Origin of the sequence: Nonomuraea sp. NBC_00507, from assembly GCF_036013525.1 — a bacterium.
Taxonomy (GTDB): Bacteria; Actinomycetota; Actinomycetes; order Streptosporangiales; family Streptosporangiaceae; genus Nonomuraea.
Genome location: NZ_CP107853.1, coordinates 4,834,505 through 4,854,462, shown reverse-complemented (window position 1 = coordinate 4,854,462; position 19,958 = coordinate 4,834,505). Strand labels below are relative to the sequence as shown.

Sequence of the window (19,958 nt, the reverse complement as noted above, 5' to 3'; positions counted from 1 at the left end):
CTCCCGGACGTCGTGAGGGCGGCGGTCCGGGCCGCCCCCGGGCTCAGTAGGCGTTCGGCAGTTCGACCTTGGCGTTCTCAGGGGTGTACTCCTTGTCGGAGATGATCGTCTTCGCCGGTACGCCCTTGCCTGCGTAGAAGTTCTCGAGCGCCTGGAAGGCGAGTGGTCCGAATCGTGGGTTCGACTCGATGACCGCGGCGATCCAGCCGTCGACGATGCCCTGGACCGCGCCACGAGTGCCGTCGATCGTGACGATCTTCACGTCTCCCGGCTTCTTGCCCGCCGCCTTGAGCGCGGCGACGGCGCCGAGGGCCATCTCGTCGTTCTCCGCGTAGATGGCGCTGATACCGGGGTTGGCGGAGATGAGCTGCTCGGTGACCGCGCGGCCCTTCTCACGGGTGAAGTCGCCGGTCTGCTCGGCCACGACCTTCAGCGCCGAGCCCTTCGCGGCGAGCTGATCCTTGAACCCCTTGGTCCGGTCGACGGTGACGTTCACCCCTGAGGCTCCGAGCAGGATCGCGACCTCTCCCTTGTCTCCCGTCGCGGTGATCATCGCATCGGCGGCTCGGGCGCCCTGCTTGACGAAGTCGGAGCCGATCCAGCCGACGTAGTCGACGCAGGCCTTTTTGGTGGTGAGCAGCCGGTCGATCGTCATGATCGGGACTTTGGCATCCTGGGCCGCCTTGAGCGCGGGGTCGAGCCCTTCGGAGTTGAGCGGGGAGATGATCAGGACCTTGGCGCCCTGGGCGATCATGCCCTGGATGTCGGCGATCTCCTTGTTGAGGTCCGACTGCGCGTTCGTCGTGATCAGCTTGATGCCTCGCTGCGCGGCCTCGTCCTTGATCGACTGCGTCTCGGTGATCCGGAACGGGTTCGCCTCCTTCTCCGACTGCGCGAACCCCACGGTGACGTTCTTCAGGTCGAGCTGGGGCACACCGCCGTTGTACCGCTCCGGGGTGCACAGCGACGCGTCTCCAGAGGTCGCCTCCACCTGCTGCTGGGCGGACGCGCCGGCGTCCGCGGGGCCGTCACCGACGGACTTGGTGCACGCGCTCAACGTGAGCGCCAGCAGGCCGGCAGCGGCCGCAGCCGTTGTTCTGCGGGGCATCAAGTGACCCTCCTTCCGAGGGAACGGGCACCGCCTGCCACAACTTGAATGGTTTTGACAGGAAGTTGAGAGGATGATAGCCACGGCGGTTACCGATGTGTCAATATGCGTCGCCAGAACAACACGCGATGGCGGGCCGCTAGGATCCCTGCAAGCTGCTCATACGCGGAAACGGCGGAGGGACGGGTGTCGCTGACTCGTTACGTGCCCAGAAAAGATGTCAGGTTGGGTCAGAACTCATCGGTTCATGTCAGCAATGTGGACGTCGACCTGCGCGCCGACAAGCCGGTTCACCATGACGGAGTCCGCCTTCAGGTCTGTGACCAGGACGCTCATGCGCTCGGTGGACACGGTCTGACACATCGTGTCATGACCGATCTTGGAGTGGTCGGCGAGGACGACGACCTCGCGGCCGGCCGCGGCGAGAGCCTGGTCGGTGGCGGCGGCGAAGACGTTGGGTGTGGTCAGTCCCCTCTCGGGGGTGACGCCGTCGCCTGACAGGAAGGTCTGCGCGCCCCGCAGGCCCTCCAGGTGCTGCTCGGTGATCGGCCCCACGAAGGCGTGGATGGACCGGCGCAGCGTGCCGCCCACCGCGACGACTTCGATGTGGGGCGCGTCCATGAGCGCCTCGACCACCATGGTGGAGTTGGTGACCACGGTGAGGGACGGCAACTCGGCGAGCCGCCGGGCCAGCGCCGCGGTGGTGCGCCCGGGACCGAGCAGGACGGCGGTGCCGGGCTCCACGAGCGTCGCGGCGTGGGCGGCGATGGCCTCGCGCTCGGCCGCCACCGCGTCGACGGAGACCGGACGCGACGCCGTGGGGAAGACGGGCAGAGTCACACCACCCCGAGTGGCGTCCAGCAGGCCCTCGCCTACCAGCGACCGCAGGTCCCGCCGGACAGTGGACTCCGACGTGCCGAGCGCGTCGGCCAGCTCCCGGAACGAGGCATATCCGTGCTCGTGCACGTGCTCCAGGATGCGGCGTCGCCGCTCTGCGATCAGCATGGGACCGGGCTCACTCATCTATGGTCGGGCACCTCTGGGACGCTACTTTACTCCAGAAGTTGTCAACAGCGGTCAATTCACGGAACCGGACATACGTCGCATCGTACGGCTCGCGCTCACTGTCCGGCAGGAATGTCCGGGGCGGGTACGACCGGCGGACCACCTCGCGCAGCTCTCCAAGAGAACCGATGCCCCCGTGGGCCATGACCTGGACGAGGAGGTTGCCGATACCGGTCGCCTCGACCGGCCCCGCGAGCACGGGCCGCCCGCCGATGTCCGCGGTGAGCCGGCAGAGCGTATCGCTGGCAGCGCCACCGCCGACGAGGTGTACGGCCTCCACCGGGCGGCCGGTCAGCTCCTCTGCCTGCTCCAGGACCAGGCGGTAGGAGCACGCCAGGCTCTCCAGGATGCAACGCACCATCGCGGCCCGGCCCTCGGGCACCGGCTGGCCCGTCGCGCGGCAGAACGCCGCGACTCGTGCTGGCATGTCCTCCGGCTTCAGGAATCCCAGGTGGGTGGGATCGATCAGCGGGCCGAAAGCGGGTGCGGCCTCGGCCTCGGCGACCAGGTCGGCGTACGAAGCGCCGGTCCCCCAAGCTCGGCGGCACTCCTGAAGCAGCCAAAGGCCGTTGAGATTGCGCAGGAACCGCACAGTGCCGAGCACGCCACCCTCGTTGGTGAACCCGGCGAGCCGGGACTCCGGGGTGGTGATGGGCCCGGCCGTCTCCACACCGACGAGCGACCACGTGCCGCAGGAGATGTACGCGACCGCGCCAGAGGAGCCGCTCGGACCGGAGACGACGGGGAGCGCCGCAACCGCCGATGCGGTGTCATGACCGGCCACGGCGACCACGACGGCCTCGCCGGGCCGGCCGGATTCGTCCCGCAGCGGCCCGGCGACCGTGCCGGGCTCGACGATTTCCCCGCCGAACAGACGCGACGGCAGCCCGAGCCGGGCGATGAGGTCGCCGGCCCAACGGCCGGTCCGGGCGTCCAGGAGCTGGCTGGTGCTGGCGATCGTCCGCTCGGTGAGCATCTCGCCGCTCAGCCAGAGGGTGAACAGGTCCGGTAACATCACCAGCCGATCGGCGGCGTCCAGCAGCGGCGACCCGGCGTGCGCGAGCAGCTGGCACGAGGTGTTGATGGGCAGCGGCTGCACCCCCGTCACCTCGTAGTGCTCTTGAGAGGAGACCAGGGCGGTCAGGCCCACGGCGTAGGGGTCGCGATGGTGCCGGGGGTTGGCCACGAGCCGCTGGTCGCGGTCGAGCAGCCCGAAGTCGTTGCCCCATGCGTCCACGCCGACGCTGACGACCCGACGCTCGCTGACGACGCGCCCGATCCCGGCACGCGCCTCCGCCAGCAGGCGCAGAACGTCCCAGTGGAGGCCGCCGAGAACGCGCACCGGCACGTTGGGAAAGCGGTGGGCCTCGCGCACCACGAGACGCTCGCCGTCGAACTCACCCGCGAGCACCCGTCCGCTCTCCGCCCCGAGATCCACGGCGACGTAGGTGGGCACAGGCCGAGCCTATCCCGCTCACGGCGCCCGGAAGGTGCCGCAAGGTCACGGTTCGAAGGCGGCTGCGCTGCCGAGTGAGCAGGGTCAAGCGCGTACGCCCACCGCTTCCGGCCCTGGACCCGACGGTGGTCAGCACCGGGACGATGACCTGCACGAGTGGTACAGGCGGCGGAACCGGCATTGCTGAGCGCGCTGAACACACCGACCCCGCTCGCCAGACGAAGGGGCACAGTTTGGTCCGAACCTCAACGGCGTTCGAGGGCCGCTCGGGCTCTGCCCGCCATGGCCTCGTCCACCATCTCCCCCTCGAACGCGATCGCCCCGGCGCCGCGCGCCCGCGCCTCCTCCACCGCGGCGATCAGCCGCTCGTAGCGGGCGAGCTCCTCGGGACCAGGTGAATACACCTCGTTGATCACGGGGACGTGGGAGGGGTGGATGGCCATCATGCCGTCGTAGCCGAGCGAGCGGTTCTGCTCCGCGAACGCCCGCAACCCCTCCAGGTCGCCGACGCCGGTCCACAGGCCGGCAACCGGACACGGCACTCCCGCCGCCCGGACGTCCAGCAGGACACGGGAGCGCAGGGCCAGGGTCTCGGCGCCCTCGCGGCTCCAGCGGTAGCCGATCGCGCGCTCGACGTCGCCGCCCTTGCCGGTGACCGCGCCCAGGTAGGCGACGCGGGGGGCGGCCCGGCCGATCTCGTACGCCTCCCGCAGCGCGGCGGCGCTCTCCAGCAGCGGCACCAGGGCGAGATGCCCTTCGGGCAGGCCGTGTTCGCGTTCGCACCAGGTCAGGAGCCGATCGGCCATAAGCACGTCCGCCGGCCCGCCGATCTTGGGCACGACCACCCCGGCCAGGCCGGCGTGCGTGACGGCGCGCAGGTCCTCGGCGGCCGCCCAGCTGTCGAGGGGGTTGATGCGGACGAGGACGGCCATGTCGCCGCTCGCGTTCGCGACGGCGTCGGCCACGCGGGCGCGGGCGGCGGGTTTCTCAGCGGGCGGGACCGCGTCCTCGAGGTCGAGGATGGCCGCGTCGGCCCCCGCGGCCGCCGCCTTGGCGAGCCACTCGGTTCTGGTCCCCGGGACGAAGAGCAGGGAGCGCAGCTGGGGCCGGTCAGATGACACCGCGCTTCTCCAGGTCCACGATCTCCTCCGCGCCGAGCCCGAGCCAGTCGCGGTAGACGAGGTCGTTGTCCTGCCCGAGCGCGGGCCCGGTGCGCCAGATGTGCCCGGGCTCCTGGTGGAAGTGCGGGAGGGCGGCCTGCATGCGGACGGGGCCGAGGTCGGGATCGTCGACGGTGACGATGTCGCCGCGTTCGGCGTAGACGGGGTCGGCGGCGATGTCCGCGGCGGTGAAGACGCGGGAGGCGACCACCTCGGCCTCGGCGAAGACCCTCAGGCACTCGCCGGTCTCGCGGGCCGCCACCCAGGCGCGGAGCCCCTGGTCCAGCCGTTCCCGTCCGGCGAGCTGCTGCCGGGTGGTGGCATAGTCCTCCTCGGGCAGGCCCAGGAGGCGGACGACGTTCAGCACGGAGCGGAGGGTCGCGGAGGTCACGGTGATCCAGTCGCCGTCGCGGGACAGGTAGGTGTTGATCACGGCGGCGGGGGCGACGGCGAGCTGGTTGCCGGATCTACCGGGGACGACGCCGAGCTGGTCATGGGCGATGACCTGCCATTCGACGAGCCGGAACAGGGGCTCGAAGAGGGCGAGGTCGATCCACTCGCCGTCGAAGCCGGGGTCGTGCGCCCGGCGGTGCAGGGCGGCGAGTATGGCGTAGGCGCCCATCAGGCCGGTCACCGCGTCGCCATGGGAGAACCCGGTGTGCACGGGCGGGCCGTCCGGGAACCCGGTCAGGTGCACCACGCCGCTCCTGGCCTCGCCGACCTTCCCGAATCCTGGGGCGTCGGCCTGGGACGAGGTCGCGCCGAATCCGGAGATCTGCAGCAGGACGGCCTTGGGGTTGATCCGGTGCACGGCCTCCCAGTCGAGCTCCCAGGTCCGCAGCCGGCCCGGCCGGAGCGTGACGATCACGACGTCGGCCCAGGCCACCAGCCGGTGCGCGACCTGCCGGCCGCCGGAGTCGTGCAAGTCCAGGGTGACGGAGCGCTTGTTCCGGCCGGCGACCTTGAACCACAGCGGCACGCCGTCGCGCGTCGGACCCATCGCGCGGGCGGCGTCGCCGACGCCCGGGGGTTCCACGTGCACCACGTCCGCGCCCTGGTCGGCGAGCATGGAGCCGGCCAGCGGCCCGGCGACCACGTGGGCGAACTCCACCACCTTCAAGCCGCACAACTGCCCTCGCTGTTGTTCAGAGGCCACGCATGCTCCTTCGTCCTGTCGGGTTCCATGTCATCCTGCCCAGGCGAAGAAATGCGGGTCCAGCACAAGAAATAGATAAATTCATGCTATTTACGCATTAGTCAACCCAGGAGGCGCCCACAGGCACATCCAGCGCCCGAGTACGGGACTCCTCCAGCAGGTCGAGGAACGCGGCCGCAGCGACCGGCAGGGTCCGCCGCGCCCGGACCACGACGTCCAGTCGCCGCTCGACCACGGGGCCGACCAGCGGGCGGTGCAAGATGTGCCCGGGTCCCAGGAGCGGCAGCACCAGGGCGGGCATCGCGGACACGCCGAGCCCGGCGGCGACCAGGCCGCCCACCGTCGCCACGTTGCTCGCCTCCGCCGCGAGCGTCACCTCGGCTCCCGCCTGGGCGAACGCCGCGTCCGTGAGCCTGCGGACACTGGACTGCGGCCCCACGGCCAGGAACGGCTCGGCGGCCAGGTCCTCCCAGGCGACCTCGTCGCGGTCGGCGAGCGAGTGCCCCTCCGGCAGCACCGCGTGGAAGCGGTCGCGGATCAGCGGGCGGTGTTCGAGCCGATCCGACGGCGCGCCGACCGTGGTGATGGCGAAGTCGGCGTCGCCGGACAGCACCTTGCCGAGCACGGCCCGTTCGAGCCCGTCCATGATGCGGACGGTCACGAGCGGGCGCTGTCCCCTGAAGGCGGAGATCATGCGTGGCAGCAGCACGGCCGCGACCGAGGGCAGGGTGGCCACGGCCACCATGCCCGACTCGCCGAACAGGTAGCGCTGCAGCTCTTTCATGCCCGACCGGTGGGCGCCGACGATCTGCTCGGCCACCCGCAGGGTCTCCTGGCCCGCCGCGGTGAGCTGCACGTTGCGGGTGTCGCGCGCCAGCAGGCGGACGCCGAGCACGCGCTCCAGGTCGGCCACGGCGCGGCTCAACGTCGACTGCGAGACGTGCAACTGAGCGGCCGCGGCGGTGAAGCTGGCCGCCTTGGCGACGGCGACGTAGGCGGCGAGCTGCCGGAGGCTGGCTTCCATGGATGCAACTGTTGCGCATAACGCATGGATAAATCCACTTTTGATGGTGGACGTGAAAGGTCGGCGCTCGGAAACTTCTCCGTAACCTCCCGAAAGAAAAGGACCCCGATGATCGCGCTCCTGGGCTTTCTCACCATCGGCCTGTTCCTGGTGCTCACCATGACCAGGCGCGTCTCGGTCCTCACCGCGCTGGTGCTGGTCCCGGTGCTGACCGCGGTGGCCGGCGGGTTCGCCGCCGACATGGGCCCGATGATCCTCAACGGGCTGGCCAAGGTGGCGCCGACCGGCATCATGATCGCTTTCGCGGTGCTCTACTTCAGCCTGATGATCGACACAGGGCTGTTCGATCCGCTGATCCGCGGCATCCTGCGGGTGGCCAAGGACGACCCGATGCGGATCGCCGTGGGCACGGCGGTCATCACCATGTGCGTGGCCCTGGACGGCGACGGCGCCTCGACCTTCCTCATCACCGTCTCCGCCCTGCTGCCCGTCTACAAACGGCTCGGCATGAGCCCACTGGTGCTCACCGGCGTCGTCTGCCTCGGCGCGGGCGTGATGAACATGATCCCCTGGGGCGGCCCCACTGCCCGCGCCATGGCGGTGCTGAAGCTGGACAGCTCGCAGGTGTTCACCCCGGTCCTGCCCGCGATGGCCGCCGGCATCGCCTGGGTGCTGGTGGCGTCGTACCTGATCGGCCTGCGGGAACGCCGCCGCCTCGGCACGGTGACCCTGCCCCCGCAACCGCAGGTCGTCGGCGACGGCCCAGGGACGCCCCGGACCCCGGAGCGCAGGCACCCGGCCCTGACCGCCTTCAACCTGGCGCTGACCGTCGCGCTGCTGGTCGGGCTGGTGCTGGAGGCGATGCCGCTGCCGGTGCTGTTCGTGCTCGGCTTCGCGATCGCCGTGCTGGTCAACCACCCCACCTGGGAGAAGCAGCAGGAGCTGCTCGACCGGCACGCCAAGAGCGTGGTCCTGGTCACCACGATGATCTTCGCGGCGGGCGTCTTCACCGGCATCCTCACCGGCACCAAGATGATCAACGAGATGGCCACCGCGTTCGTGAACATCATCCCCGACTCCTTCGGCGGCCACCTGCCGGTGCTGGTCGCGGTCACGAGCATGCCGCTCAGCCTGGTCTTCACCCCCGACGCCTACTACTTCGGCGTGCTCCCGGTGCTGGCCCAGACCGCCGGCGGCTTCGGCATCGAGTCCGCCGAGATCGCCCGGGCCGCGATCCTCGGCCAGATGACCACCGGCTTCCCGCTCAGCCCGCTCACCGCCGCGACGTTCATCCTCGTCGGCATGAGCGGCGTGCAACTCGGCCGGCACCAGCGCTTCATCTTCGGCTGGGCGTTCGCCACCACCCTGGTCATGACCGTGGCCGCGCTCGTGACCGGCGCCATCTCGCTCTGAGGAGTCCCCCAATGAAGTACGGCAGGATCGCCGCCGCCCTGTCCGCCGCCCTGGCGCTCCCCCTCACCCCGCACCAGCCCGCCCGCGCCGAAACCGACCCGTTCTTCTCCTACGATCGGCCCGCCACATACGGAGTGCGTACCGAGCGCGTGTCGGTGCCACTGCGCGACGGCGGCCACCTGGCCTGCGACCTGCACCGGCCCGACGCCGACGGCCGCTTCCCGGTGATCGTGTACGACTACAACGCCTACAACCAGCTGGAAGCGCAGGGCCGCGCGGCCGCCTACTTCGTCACCCGCGGCTACCACGCCGCCGTGTGCAACGCCCGCGGCTCGGGCGACTCCCCCGGCCGGCTCGATCCGTTCAGCGCGCAGGAGCAACGCGACAACTACGACCTCATCGAGTGGCTGGCCGCCCAGCCGTGGTCCACCGGCAAGATCGGGCAGACCGGCGTCAGCTACGGCGGCCACTCCTCGCTCCTGGTGGCGGTGAACAAGCCGCCCCACCTCGCCGCGATCATCCCCGTGGACGGGATCAGCGACTGGTACGAGAACACCATCTACCGCGGCGGCATCTACTCGGCTCGGATCCGCGACTGGCAGCGCGCCGTCGCTCCCGGCACGCTGGTCACCTACGCGCAGCACCCGCTCTACGACGACTTCTGGCGCGAGCGCAGCGTCAAGGCCCGCTGGAAAGACCTCGACATTCCCGTCCTGGAGATCGCCGGCTGGTACGACAGATACCGGGCCGCCATGGTGGAGAACTTCCAGGCCCGCCCGGGCAACGTCTGGCTGGTCGCCGGCCCCTGGCAGCACGGATGGCCGTCCGGCCAGCACGCCGACCCCGGCAACGGCGCGTACCTCGCCTGGTGGGACCGCTGGCTCGCCGGCCGCCGGGACGCGCCCTTGCCGGCCGCCAAGGTCACCTCCTACGAGATCCCCGGCCCCGGCGCGGGCGCCGGCTGGAAGCAGTTTTCCACCTGGCCTCCTCCCGGTGCCCGCCGGCACCGGCTCGGCCTGAGCGCCGACGGAACGCTGACCTCCGCCCCGAGCGCCCCCGCCGCCCTCCACTTCACCGTCAACACCGACCCGGCCGCCGCCGCCCCGGACGAGCGGCTGACCTTCCAGACCCGGCCCTACCAGCAGGATCTCGTCCTCGCCGGAGACATCACGGCGAAGGTACGCGCCTCCTTCACCGCCGCCGACGGCAACATCGCCATCGTCGCCGAGGACGTCGCCCCTGACGGCACGGCCGCCCGCATCACCCAGGGCTGGCTCAAGGCCAGTCACCGCTTCGGCCACGACCGCGCCGTTCCCGTCCGCCCCGGCAAAACGTACGACCTGGAGCTCCGCACCTGGCCCACCCACTACCGGCTGAGCACCGGCCACAGGCTGCGCGTCACCGTCTCCAGCGACGACCACCCAGAGATCGACTCCGACGCCCCGGCCGGCCAGGTCCACCTGCGCGTGGGCCGCGGCGGCACCGAGCTCCGCCTCACCACCTGGAAGGATCCGAGGTGAGCCCGCTCAGGAGACTCCTCGCCGCGATCGCCGTCCTGCTGATCGGGCTTTCCCCGCAGGCGCCCGCCACCGCCGACAGCACGTGCGAGAGCCTGACCGCCGCGGCCCTGCCGCACACCACGATCACCATCGCCGAATCGGTTCCGGCCGGCGGATACACCGCTCCCGACGGCCGCGTGCTGCCGTCCGTGCCCGCGTTCTGCCGCGTCCACGGCATCGCCAAGCCGGTGCCGGGCTCCGCCATCGGGTTCGAGGTGTGGATTCCGGAGCAGTGGAACCAGCGGATGCTGATGTTCGGCAACGGCGGATACAGCTCGGCCATGGACTTCGTCTCCATGGGCGGGCCGACGCTGGCGGCCGGGTACGCGACCGTCGGCACCGACACCGGCCACACCGGCGACGACCCGGACATGTTCGTGCAGGGCGCGGCCAACCCAGAGATCATCGTGGACTGGGGCCACCGCGCCGTGCACGAGACGATCGTCAACGCCAAGCTGATCGCCGAGCAGCACACCGGGACCAAGCCGCGCTACTCCTACTTCATCGGCTGCTCCACCGGCGGCCACCAGGCACTGATGGAGGCCCAGCGCTACCCCGACGACTTCGACGGGATCGTGGCCGGCGCTCCAGGCAACAACCGCGTCGCGCTCAACGCCGGATTCCTCTGGCAGTTCCTCCGCAACCACACCCCCGGCAACGACACCGAGCCGATCATCCCCGCGGCCAAGCTGCCGCTGCTGACGAACGCGGCCGTCAGGCAGTGCCGGGGCAGGGACGGCGGCCTGGCCACCGACGGCTTCCTCACCGACCCGCGCCGCTGCTCCTTCGACCCCGCCACGCTCCAGTGCCCGGTCGGCGACGCCCCCACGTGCCTGACCAAGCGCCAGGTCAGGGCCGTACGCGAGATGTACGGCGGGGCTCGCGACCCGCGTACCGGCAGGCAGGTCTACCCCGGCTGGCCGGTCGGCAGCGAAGCGCCCGTGATCGACGCGGCCGGCCGGGTGCTGACCGGATGGAGCGGCTACTGGGGCACCACCCAGCCGGCCCGCGCGAACTTCTGGCGCCACTGGGTCTTCAACGACCCGAACTGGAACTGGTGGACCTTCGACTTCCACCGCGACCTGCGTCTCGCCGAGAGGAAGCTCGGACCGCTCATCAACGCGACCAACCCCGACCTGAACCCGTTCCGGCGTAGCGGCGGCAAGCTCCTCATGTACACCGGCTGGGCCGATCCGGTCGTCTCCGCCCACGACACCATCGACTACTACCGCAAGGTGGTGCGTGTCACCTCCGGCGGGCGTGAGCGCGAGACCCGCGAGTTCGCGCGGCTTTTCCTGTTCCCCGGCATGACCCACTGCGGCCGCGGCCCCGGCCCGAACATCTTCGACACCTTGACTCCGATCGTGCGCTGGGTCGAGCAGGGCGCTGCACCGGCCGAGATCGTCGCGACGAAGTACGTCAACGACAACCCGGCCGACGGCGTCGCGATGACTCGCGCACTCAATCCCTTCGCCTGCTGATCCCGCCACGGCCGCCCGCGCCCGGGGCGAACGCCACCCGGTCCCGGCTGGCGTAACCCCCGAGGAACTTCCAGCGAAGACCACTTAGCCAATCAGAGACGCTGTGGACAGATGCCGGAGGGTCGACGTTCGGGCCAGCAGGCGAGTGTGATGGACCACGCCTCCTGACACCGCAGGCGTTTCTCCTTCGACGAGTTGGATGAGGAGTTCCGTGGCGATTCTGGTCGCTCCGACGGGATCGAGGGACAGCGTGGTGACCGGCGGTGTTGTCGTCTCGTAGGCACTGGACTCGCTCGCACAGGCCACGAGGAGGTCTTCGGGAATCCGCAGGCCATGGCCACGGGCGGCCGACAGCACGGCGTGCCCGCATCGGTCGTACGGACCGAAGATGGCGTCAGGAGGATCGTCCCGGGACAGGAGGCGGGCGACGGCAGGGGCCGGATTCTTGCGTCTCATGAGTTCGAGAAGGGCGGGCTCTCCCCGCTCGGCACACCACTGGCGGTACGTTGTCATGCAGGCCTGGATGTAGTAGTCAGTGGTGTCGCCGCCCAGCAGGGCGACCCGCTGTGCACCGGCCTGCGACAAGTGGTCCAGCACGCCGCGCACCGCGCCTTCGACATCGTTGTCCACCCAGATGTCGTTCGGCTCCGCGCTGACCGGCCTCCCGATGTGGACGACGGGCACGCCGCGCATCAGCAGATCGGCACGAACCCGATCGCCCTTCGGGCTGTCGATCAGCAGCATGCCGTCGACGGGCAGAACGGCCAGCCGCTCCAGGCCGAGAGCGGTGGGTTGCACGACGAGCCCATAGCCGTGTTCGTGTGCGACAACGGTGGCGGACTGGATGGCCTGGGAGAAGTAGGGGATTTCCGCGAAGCCCCATGAGGCGGGGTGGTCGGTGGTGACGGCCAGGCCCAGCGTTCTCGTGTGCGTCTTATCAGGAAGGTAGCCGAGCTCTCGTGCCACGCGCCACACGTTGTCACGCGTGCTCTGGGACATGCGGCCGGCCGAGTTGAGCGCGTTGGAGACGGTCGCGATCGACACTCCGGCCACTCGCGCCACATCTGCCATGGTCACGTCAGGTGAGGGCTTTCGGGGCACCTTTACAATCGTACGCTCGTGGCGTTTCGCGGAGGTTACCCGCCGGCTGTCATTCGGCCGTCTCCACCGGGACGAAAGACCCGCCGTGACCAGGGATGATCAGGCTCGGACGCAGGGCGAGCACGCGCTCGCGCGATCGTCTCAACGCGTGGGCGTCCTCGGCCAGCGGGTCGTCGGCCGGCCCGTCGGCACTCCACCACAAATGCGTGGCGACGACCAGCCCGTCATCGGTCTCCGCCACCGTGGAGATGTCCTGCGCCGTGTGCCCCGGGGTTCGCAACAGCCGGACCGAGGACGACAACTCGAAACCATCGGCCTCACGCTCCACCCACTCGTCCCCAGCGTAGATCGCCCAGTGGTCGTGGAAGCGGGCCTCGGGGAACAGGGCGGCGTTCAACGTGTGATCCGGGTGGTGGTGAGAGAACACCACATCGGTGACCTGCTCGGGTTGCAGGCCCAACTCGGCGAGAGGGTCCAGGATGAGCCGGCGGTGGGCGACCATGCCCGGATCGACCACGGCGATCAGGTCGCCTTCCCGGATCAACGTCACGGTGCTGGCGACCCGCTCGTCGGCGTATCCGTCCGTGAGGACGTGAACGAATGCTGGCATGCCAGGCAGCATACGGAAATCGTTGCCAGCGAGGAAGATGGCGACCGATTCGGTCGCCATGGCCATGCAACGAGATTGTTACCGTACGGGGTTGTGGTTAATTCGTTAATCAACCTCAATGGCCCTCACCCGCAAGCTCGTCTGGGTGGAGGTATGGAATGCACGGTCGCATACTCGCGATGGCAGCCGCACTGTCGTTGACCGCATGCGGAACGGCGGCGAAAACGGAGGCGGCTCCAGCCGGCGGCAAGGCGATGGTCGCGCCCCCTGCGGTGCTCAAGGACGGTGAGATCGTCTACTGTTCCGACATCTCCGCCCCGCCGCTGGAGTTCTACGACAAGGCCAAGAAGCCCATCGGTGCCGACGTGGAGATCGGCGAGGCGCTCGCGGCCAGGCTCGGTGTGGCAGCGGTATGGCGAAACACCAAGTTCGCCTCCATCGTCCCTACCTTGGTGGCCAAGCAGTGCGATGCGATTCTGTCCCAGCTCTACATCAAGCCAGAGCGGGAAAGGGTCGTCGACTTCGTCCCCTACATGTACTCCGGGCAGTCGATCCTCGTGGCCAAGGACAATCCCCGGGGCGTCACCGGGCTGGACGAGAGCCTGTGCGGGCTGACCGCGTCGACGCTCATTTCCACCACGGCCGCCACGCGTCTCGAGGATCAGTCGAAGAAGTGCGAGGCGGCCGGCAAGCCGGCCATCAAGCTGACCCGGTTCGATCAGGACATTGCCGCGCTGCAGGAGCTGGCGCTCGGCCGGTCGCAGGCATACGCGACCACGAGCGAGACCGCCGCCTACTACATGGGGCAGAAGCCCGGCCTCTTCGCCTTCGCGGGAGAGTCCTTCGACAAGATCAAGGCCGGCATCGCCGTACGCAAGGGCAACTCCGCGCTGCAGAGCGCGCTGGCCAAGGCGCTGCAAGAGATCCGGGCGGACGGGACGTACGACAAGGTCCTGGCCAAGTGGAACCTCCAAGTGGACAGGCTGGAGCCTTGAGTTTCGACCCGGCGTTCTTCTGGGACGCGCTCCTTCGCCCGTCGGGGCCGTTTCTCGAGGGGCTGTGGCGCACGGTCTACATCTCAGTCCTCGCCCAGTTCCTGGCAGTGATCATCGGGCTCGGCGTGGCGCTGATGCGCCGATCCAAGCGCCGCTGGGTCACCGCGGTGGCCGGGTTCTACATCTGGATCCTGCGCGGCACCCCGCTGCTGGTCCAACTGGTTCTGGTCTACAACGGCCTGGCCGCGGCCGAAATCTATTCCTTCTCCGACCTCACCTTGCTCGGCGTGACCGTCACCGGCGTGTTCCAGGCCGCCCTCGTCACGCTGGCGATCAACGAGAGCGCCTACATGGCGGAGATCATCCGTGCGGGGATCGACTCAGTCGGGAAGGGGCAGTCGGAGGCGGCGCTCGCCATCGGCATGACACCGCGCTCCGCGATGAGATGGATCATCCTGCCGCAGGCGCTGCGCTTCATCGTCCCGCCGCTCGGCAACAACTTCAACGCCATGATGAAGACCACCTCGATCTTGAGTGTGATCGGCGTGGACGAGCTGTTCCTCAACACCCAGGCGATCAGTTCCACGACCTTCCGCACGTTCGAAGTGTTCATCGTCGCGGCCCTGTACTACCTGTTGCTCACCACCTTGTGGTCGTTCGTCCAGGCTTGGATCGAGGGCCGGCTGAATGCATCGGCGGGGATATCGCGACCTCCGACGATAGGGCAGCGGCTCTTCGGCGGCGGGCGTGCCGTGGTCCGGGCGGAGGCGCCATGAGCGTGATCGTCCGAGCCGAGCACGTCACTCGCGCGCTCGGTGGCCACGTCGTGCTCGACGACGTCTCTCTCGAGGTGAGTCGCGGCGAAGTGGTCGTCCTCATCGGCCCGTCGGGCGCCGGCAAGACCACGTTCCTCCGTACGGTGAACCATCTGGAGACGATCGACAGCGGCAGCATCACGGTCACCGGTCGCCTCGTCGGCTACCGCCACGGCAAGGACGGCAGGCTCGTGGAGGAATCCGCGGCCGAGGTCGCGAGGCAACGTCGCGACATCGGCTTCGTGTTCCAGCACTTCAACCTGTTCGCGCACATGACGGCCGCGGAAAATGTCTGGCACGGTCCCGTGCGGGTCAGGCGCGTGCAGAAGGCGCAGGCGGTCGAGGACGCGCACCGCCTGCTGGACCGCGTCGGCCTGGCACACAAGGCCGACGCCTACCCGGCCAACCTGTCCGGCGGGCAGCAGCAGCGGGTCGCGATCGCCCGCGCGCTGGCGATGCGGCCGGCGCTGATGCTCTTCGACGAGCCGACGAGCGCACTGGATCCCGAGATGATCGGCGAGGTGCTCGAGGTGATGAAGGAGCTGGCCCGCGAGCACATGACGATGCTGGTGGTGACCCACGAGATGGGCTTCGCCCGCGAGGTGGCCGACCGGGTCGTCGTCATGGACGCCGGAAAGATCGTCGAGGTCGGCCCACCCGCCCAGGTCTTCACCGATCCCGTCCATGAACGTACGCGATCGTTCCTATCCAAGATCATCTGAAAGAGTCATGACCTATCACTGCGCCATCGCCAGCCCGCACGTACTTGCCACCGCCGCAGCCAAGAAGGCGATCGCAGGTGGCGGCAACGCCGTAGACGCCGCGCTCGCGGCCGCCGTGACGCTCACCGTCGTCTATCCGCACAACACCGGACTCGGCGGCGATCTGATCGCTCTGATCAGATCCCCGGACGGCAGGATCTCCTGCGTCAACGCCAGCGGTCCCGCCCCGGCCGGCATCGACGTGGCTGCGCTGATCTCGCGTTACGGCGGCCAGATGCCCGTGTCCGGGCCTGACACGATCACCGTCCCCGGCGCGGTCGCGGGCTATGCCGCGCTGCACGCCTCCGGTGCCGCGCTGACGTGGCCCGACCACTTCGCCGCCGCCATACGCCATGCGGAAGGCACTCCTGTCGTTCCGGGCCTGGCAGCGGCCATAGCCGAGGCCGGAGATCTGATCGCCGCCGACCCTGGGATGCGGACCGTCTTCGGGTCACTACGCGTCGGCGAAACCCTGCGCCAGGAAGAGTTGGCCGCGACGCTCGCGGAGATCGCGGCTCAGGGCCCCGAGGTGTTGTACGGCGGGCCGTTGGGCAAGCGACTGGTCGCCGGCCTGCAGGCGCTGGCGGTCCCCATCGCCCTGGACGACCTGGCCGCCTACGAGGTCGAGCAGCCCGATCCGCTTCACCGCGCCTTCCGGGGTTTCGACGTTTACACCAGCCCGCCCAACACACAGGGCTTCCTGCTGCTGCAGGCGCTGGCCGCGCTGGAGAGGACGGACCCGCACGGAGAGGACGCCGGACTACTGGCCGCGATCTTCCACGGAGGCATCGCCGACAGGACCCGCCATCTGGCCGATCCCCGGTTCGCGCAGATCGACGTGGACACCCTGCTGCTGGGCCCCTCCCACGAAGCGGCCGGGCCGGCCATCACCGGCAGGGCGAGTGGCGACACGGTCGCGGTCGTGACCGCGGACAGCGAAGGGTACGCGGTCTCGCTGATCCAGAGCCTCTTCCACAGCTTCGGCGCGGGGCTGCTCGAACCCTCGACCGGCATGGTGATGCACAATCGCGGGGCGTTCTTCTCCCTCGACGCCGCCTCGCCCAACGTCATCGCGCCGGGCAAGCGTCCGGCACACACGTTGATGCCGGTCATGGTCACCCAGGAAGAACGGCTGGCCTGGTCGATGGGCACGATGGGAGGCAAGGCCCAACCGCAGATCCTCACCCAAGTGCTGCTACGGCTGCTCGACGGGGAACAACCCGCCGACGCGGTCGCCGCACCCCGCTGGGTCGTCGGCGGTATGGAGGCGGGCCAGCCGGAGGACACGATCAGCCTGGAGACGGATCTCTCCCCCAGTACCATCGCAGCTCTGACCGCGACCGGCGCGCCGATCGTCCCGCTGCCGCCGGCATCAGAATGGGTCGGCCACGCACAAGTCGTCGGGGGTGCCACCTCAGCGGGGAGCGATCCTCGCTGCGATGGCGCCTCCGCCCTGGTTTCGCTGATGCCGGAAGATCCCCAGGCCGACATGTCCTGAGGTGACGCGGGACAGGGTCAGTGAGTGCCCCGAGGAGCGCTACCGTGAGAGCGCATGATCGATGCGTTCGAGCGCCTCAGTCAGCACCTTCCGGGGGCAGCCGACGTTCAGTCGGACGCACCCCTCTCCTCCGGGGCCGTAGACCCGGCCGTCGTAGAGATTGACAGCCGCACGGTCGACAAGGAACTGGTGCAGCCCGCCCACACGAGCGTCAAGCTCACGAGCCTCCAGCCAGACCAGAAACGACGCGTCCGGCGGCATCGGCGTGATCTCGGGCAGCCGCTCTTGGACGAACTCGTGCACGAAGGCCACGTTGCCCTTGAGATATTCGGTCAGCCGGTCGAGCCACGGACCACCCGTAGTGTAGGCAGTCTCCAAGGCCAGACGACCGAAGTAGTGCGCGTTGATCATGAACGATGCCCGCATGGCGTTCAGCAGTTCCGAGCGCAGGTATGGATCGGCAACCGAGAGTGTGGCCGTTGGCAGGCCCGCAAGGTTGAAGGTCTTGGTGGGGGCAGTGCAGATGAATGCTCGGCGGGCGGCGTCGCTGCTGATCGAGGCATAGACCACGTGGGGCCGGCCGTTCAGCCGGATGTCGCAGTGGATCTCATCAGAAATCACCAGAAGGTCGTAGCGCGCACAGATGTCGTTCACGGCGAGCAGCTCGTCGGCCGTCCAGCTCCGGCCCGAGGGATTGTGGGGGTTGCAGAGAAGTAGCACCTTCGCGCCGGATGCGGCCAGCTCGGCCAGGTTGTCGAGGTCGAACTCGTAGCGGTTGTCGATGAGCCGGAGCCGGTTCACGAGCAGCCGCCGGTGGTTACCGGTAATGGCCTCGAAGTTCGGCGAGTAGACCGGTGATTGGACGATCACCCCATCTCCAGGGGCGGTGAAGGTGCGCAAGATTGCTGCGACCGAGGACATGATCGCAGGGGCCGGGAGGAGCGTTTCCACCGGTGGTGTCCAGCCGTGCCTGACGGTGAACCAGTTCTGCACGATCTGGAAGTGTTCCGGGTCTCGCAGGGTGTAGCCGTAGATACCGTGGTCCGCAGCGGCGCGCAGCCGGTCGATGACGGTCGTCGGCGCCCGGAAGTCCATGTCGGCCGTCCATAGCGACAGCAGATCCTCGCCCCGGACACGCGGTGAAAATTCGTCCCATTGGTTGGCCCATTTGGCTGACCCGAAAGTGGCGCGGTCGTACACCGTGTCAAAGTCGGGGTCGGCGCCGTACTCTGCGGTGGCGGTAGGACTGGCTTTTGGCGGTCTGGTGGTCATGCGAAAACTGCTCCACTCCACGGGCGACACGGCAGTCTGGGTGGTCGTGGCTGCGGGGCGGATCCGGAGCCACGACCACCGGCTAGGTACGGGCTCAGCCGTTCTGGCCGATGCCGGCTTTGATGAGTTCCGGGACGATCTTCTTGCTCTCGTCGAACGAGATCAGCACGATGGCGTCCGGGTCTTGGGCCTTCACCTTCTCCACCTCGGCCGTGTAGTTGGCTGCGTTCGCGTCGTAAAGGGCATAGGAGACGACTTTGCCGCCGGATTCCTCGTAGAAGGAGCGGACGTTCTTCGCCAATGCCTCTCCGTAGGCGTCCTGCCGGGCGAGGATTGCGATGTTGCGGTGACCGTCCTCGCTGATGGTCTGGGCCATCACCTGCCCCTGCAGGACGTCGGAAGGGGCCGTACGGAAGTACATGCCATGGTCGGGGTAGGTGTCGAATGCGGTCGAGGTGTTTCCGGCCGATATCTGGACGACGCCAGCCCCGGAGATCTTGTCGATGACCGACAGCGACACCGACGAGGAAGCGGCACCGATGATGACGTCGGCACCACCGCGGAGCAGTTTGTCGGTCTCGGATGGCGCAATGTTCGGCGACCCGTCACCGGAGTCGCCCTTCAACTGCTTCACATCCTTGCCCAGCACACCCCCGGCCTTGTTGATTTCGTCAATGGCCAGGTCCACGCCGGCGAACTGCGGGGCGCCGAGGAAGGAGCTGTCCCCTGTGGCAGGGAGCAGGGTGCCGAACGTAAGGGTGCCGTCCCCCTTGGGGATTGGGCCGCTGACCTTCTGGTCGGCTCGGATGTTGGCCTGGTCCGGAGTGGTGCCGTTGACGTAGCCGACATTCTTGTAGTTGTTGTCCTGCCCGAATTGGTAGATGCCGACGGTCGCCGCGGACGGGCTTCCTGTCGAGTTCATCTCGATCGGGCCAGAGGCGCCGTCGTAGTCGATGTCCGTTCCGTCGGCGAGTAGGTCGGCGCACTGCTTGAAGCCGGTGCACTTTGTCCCATCCCTGGTAATGCCGATCTCCTTCTCGGCGATCGCCTTGCCGGAGTCGTTCTTTGCGGCGATCGCAGCCAGGGCTGAGAGGATCGTGGCGTCGTAGGCCTCCGGAGCGTAGGTGAAGTCCTTCACCTTGCTGTTGATCTTGAGGATCCGCTGCCGGAACTCGTCGCCGATCTTGCCGCCGGGCAGGGTGGCGCGCACACCGTTGAGAGTGCCCGGCTCGAAATCACCGGAGTAGTCGGCGGTGTTGCCGTCTACGAAGTAGAGCTGGGTGCCCGCCTTGGCCGGCGGCTGGGTGCCCGCCGTGGCCGGCGGCTCGCTGCCGGCTGCGGTGGGGCTGCTGTTAGAACCGCAAGCGGCGGTTGCCAACGCGGCGAAGGCCAAAACGGCGATACAGGTGATGCGTCTGGGGAGCGGCATGGGGCCTCCAAGTGTGGTGAGGACTGTTGCGCTATTGGTGCGGTGCACGGCTGTG

General features: G+C 68.8%; 17 protein-coding genes. 7 read left to right on the top strand and 10 right to left on the bottom strand.

Annotation, left to right across the window (positions count from 1 at the left end):
* Positions 1-43: 43 nt before the first annotated feature.
* From OHA25_RS23960 to OHA25_RS23935, 6 genes are all read right to left on the bottom strand, one after another.
* Complete coding sequence (locus OHA25_RS23960; RefSeq protein WP_327589734.1) at positions 44-1,108, bottom strand: ABC transporter substrate-binding protein; 1,065 nt, start codon at positions 1,106-1,108, stop codon at positions 44-46.
* A 237-nt stretch (positions 1,109-1,345) separates the two neighbouring features.
* Positions 1,346-2,131, bottom strand: coding sequence for a DeoR/GlpR family DNA-binding transcription regulator (locus tag OHA25_RS23955; protein ID WP_327589733.1), 786 nt, complete (start codon positions 2,129-2,131; stop codon positions 1,346-1,348).
* The gene (locus tag OHA25_RS23950) at positions 2,124-3,629 is read right to left on the bottom strand and encodes a rhamnulokinase (RefSeq protein ID WP_327589732.1); all 1,506 of its coding nucleotides are present in this window, start codon (positions 3,627-3,629) and stop codon (positions 2,124-2,126) included. Before OHA25_RS23950 ends, OHA25_RS23955 begins: the two co-directional genes overlap by 8 nt.
* Positions 3,630-3,874: 245 nt before the next feature.
* The gene (locus OHA25_RS23945) at positions 3,875-4,750 is read right to left on the bottom strand and encodes an HpcH/HpaI aldolase/citrate lyase family protein (RefSeq protein ID WP_327589731.1); all 876 of its coding nucleotides are present in this window, start codon (positions 4,748-4,750) and stop codon (positions 3,875-3,877) included.
* Complete coding sequence (locus OHA25_RS23940; RefSeq protein ID WP_327589730.1) at positions 4,740-5,945, bottom strand: CaiB/BaiF CoA transferase family protein; 1,206 nt, start codon at positions 5,943-5,945, stop codon at positions 4,740-4,742. Before OHA25_RS23940 ends, OHA25_RS23945 begins: the two co-directional genes overlap by 11 nt.
* A gap of 97 nt (positions 5,946-6,042) precedes the next feature.
* Positions 6,043-6,969, bottom strand: a complete 927-nt coding sequence (locus OHA25_RS23935) for a LysR family transcriptional regulator (protein ID WP_327589729.1) — start codon at positions 6,967-6,969, stop codon at positions 6,043-6,045.
* Positions 6,970-6,993: 24 nt separating this feature from the next.
* On the opposite strand from OHA25_RS23935, the gene OHA25_RS23930 reads away from it, so the two are divergent.
* From OHA25_RS23930 to OHA25_RS23920, 3 genes are read left to right on the top strand one after another with little or no spacing between them, the layout of a single operon-like run.
* Positions 6,994-8,382: a CitMHS family transporter gene (locus tag OHA25_RS23930; RefSeq protein ID WP_327589728.1), complete on the top strand. Its 1,389-nt coding sequence runs from the start codon at positions 6,994-6,996 to the stop codon at positions 8,380-8,382.
* Between the two features lie 11 nt (positions 8,383-8,393).
* A complete protein-coding gene (locus OHA25_RS23925) occupies positions 8,394-9,902 on the top strand; it encodes a CocE/NonD family hydrolase (protein ID WP_327589727.1) in 1,509 nt (502 codons plus the stop codon).
* Positions 9,899-11,422, top strand: coding sequence for a tannase/feruloyl esterase family alpha/beta hydrolase (locus OHA25_RS23920; protein WP_327589726.1), 1,524 nt, complete (start codon positions 9,899-9,901; stop codon positions 11,420-11,422). Before OHA25_RS23925 ends, OHA25_RS23920 begins: the two co-directional genes overlap by 4 nt.
* 84 nt (positions 11,423-11,506) lie before the next feature.
* Here OHA25_RS23920 and OHA25_RS23915 read toward each other — a convergent pair whose 3' ends face one another.
* A complete protein-coding gene (locus tag OHA25_RS23915) occupies positions 11,507-12,523 on the bottom strand; it encodes a LacI family DNA-binding transcriptional regulator (protein ID WP_327589725.1) in 1,017 nt (338 codons plus the stop codon).
* Between the two features lie 49 nt (positions 12,524-12,572).
* Positions 12,573-13,133, bottom strand: coding sequence for an MBL fold metallo-hydrolase (locus tag OHA25_RS23910; protein WP_327589724.1), 561 nt, complete (start codon positions 13,131-13,133; stop codon positions 12,573-12,575).
* A gap of 179 nt (positions 13,134-13,312) precedes the next feature.
* On the opposite strand from OHA25_RS23910, the gene OHA25_RS23905 reads away from it, so the two are divergent.
* From OHA25_RS23905 to OHA25_RS23890, 4 genes are read left to right on the top strand one after another with little or no spacing between them, the layout of a single operon-like run.
* Positions 13,313-14,128, top strand: coding sequence for an ABC transporter substrate-binding protein (locus OHA25_RS23905; protein ID WP_327589723.1), 816 nt, complete (start codon positions 13,313-13,315; stop codon positions 14,126-14,128).
* Positions 14,125-14,904 carry an amino acid ABC transporter permease gene (locus tag OHA25_RS23900; protein WP_327589722.1) on the top strand — a complete coding sequence of 260 codons (780 nt, stop codon included), beginning with the start codon at positions 14,125-14,127 and terminating at the stop codon, positions 14,902-14,904. Before OHA25_RS23905 ends, OHA25_RS23900 begins: the two co-directional genes overlap by 4 nt.
* A complete protein-coding gene (locus tag OHA25_RS23895) occupies positions 14,901-15,665 on the top strand; it encodes an amino acid ABC transporter ATP-binding protein (RefSeq protein ID WP_327589721.1) in 765 nt (254 codons plus the stop codon). Before OHA25_RS23900 ends, OHA25_RS23895 begins: the two co-directional genes overlap by 4 nt.
* Positions 15,666-15,672: 7 nt before the next feature.
* Entirely contained in the window at positions 15,673-17,202 is a 1,530-nt protein-coding gene (locus tag OHA25_RS23890; RefSeq protein WP_327589720.1) for a gamma-glutamyltransferase family protein, read from the top strand.
* Positions 17,203-17,241: 39 nt separating this feature from the next.
* On the opposite strand, the gene OHA25_RS23885 is transcribed toward OHA25_RS23890, so the two are convergent.
* A complete protein-coding gene (locus OHA25_RS23885; RefSeq protein ID WP_305915574.1) occupies positions 17,242-18,474 on the bottom strand; it encodes a MalY/PatB family protein in 1,233 nt (410 codons plus the stop codon).
* Positions 18,475-18,568: 94 nt separating this feature from the next.
* Positions 18,569-19,903, bottom strand: a complete 1,335-nt coding sequence (locus OHA25_RS23880) for an ABC transporter substrate-binding protein (RefSeq protein WP_327589719.1) — start codon at positions 19,901-19,903, stop codon at positions 18,569-18,571.
* Between the last annotated feature and the right edge of the window lie 55 nt (positions 19,904-19,958).

Coding starts and splice junctions, on each gene's coding strand:
- OHA25_RS23955 (WP_327589733.1), bottom strand. CDS start 2,131: ATGAGTGAGCCCGGTCCCATGCTGATCGCAGAGCGGCGACGCCGCATC.
- OHA25_RS23925 (WP_327589727.1), top strand. CDS start 8,394: ATGAAGTACGGCAGGATCGCCGCCGCCCTGTCCGCCGCCCTGGCGCTC.
- OHA25_RS23930 (WP_327589728.1), top strand. CDS start 6,994: ATGGATAAATCCACTTTTGATGGTGGACGTGAAAGGTCGGCGCTCGGA.
- OHA25_RS23935 (WP_327589729.1), bottom strand. CDS start 6,969: ATGGAAGCCAGCCTCCGGCAGCTCGCCGCCTACGTCGCCGTCGCCAAG.
- OHA25_RS23960 (WP_327589734.1), bottom strand. CDS start 1,108: ATGCCCCGCAGAACAACGGCTGCGGCCGCTGCCGGCCTGCTGGCGCTC.
- OHA25_RS23890 (WP_327589720.1), top strand. CDS start 15,673: ATGACCTATCACTGCGCCATCGCCAGCCCGCACGTACTTGCCACCGCC.
- OHA25_RS23910 (WP_327589724.1), bottom strand. CDS start 13,133: ATGCCAGCATTCGTTCACGTCCTCACGGACGGATACGCCGACGAGCGG.
- OHA25_RS23905 (WP_327589723.1), top strand. CDS start 13,313: ATGGCAGCCGCACTGTCGTTGACCGCATGCGGAACGGCGGCGAAAACG.
- OHA25_RS23880 (WP_327589719.1), bottom strand. CDS start 19,903: ATGCCGCTCCCCAGACGCATCACCTGTATCGCCGTTTTGGCCTTCGCC.
- OHA25_RS23885 (WP_305915574.1), bottom strand. CDS start 18,474: ATGACCACCAGACCGCCAAAAGCCAGTCCTACCGCCACCGCAGAGTAC.
- OHA25_RS23895 (WP_327589721.1), top strand. CDS start 14,901: ATGAGCGTGATCGTCCGAGCCGAGCACGTCACTCGCGCGCTCGGTGGC.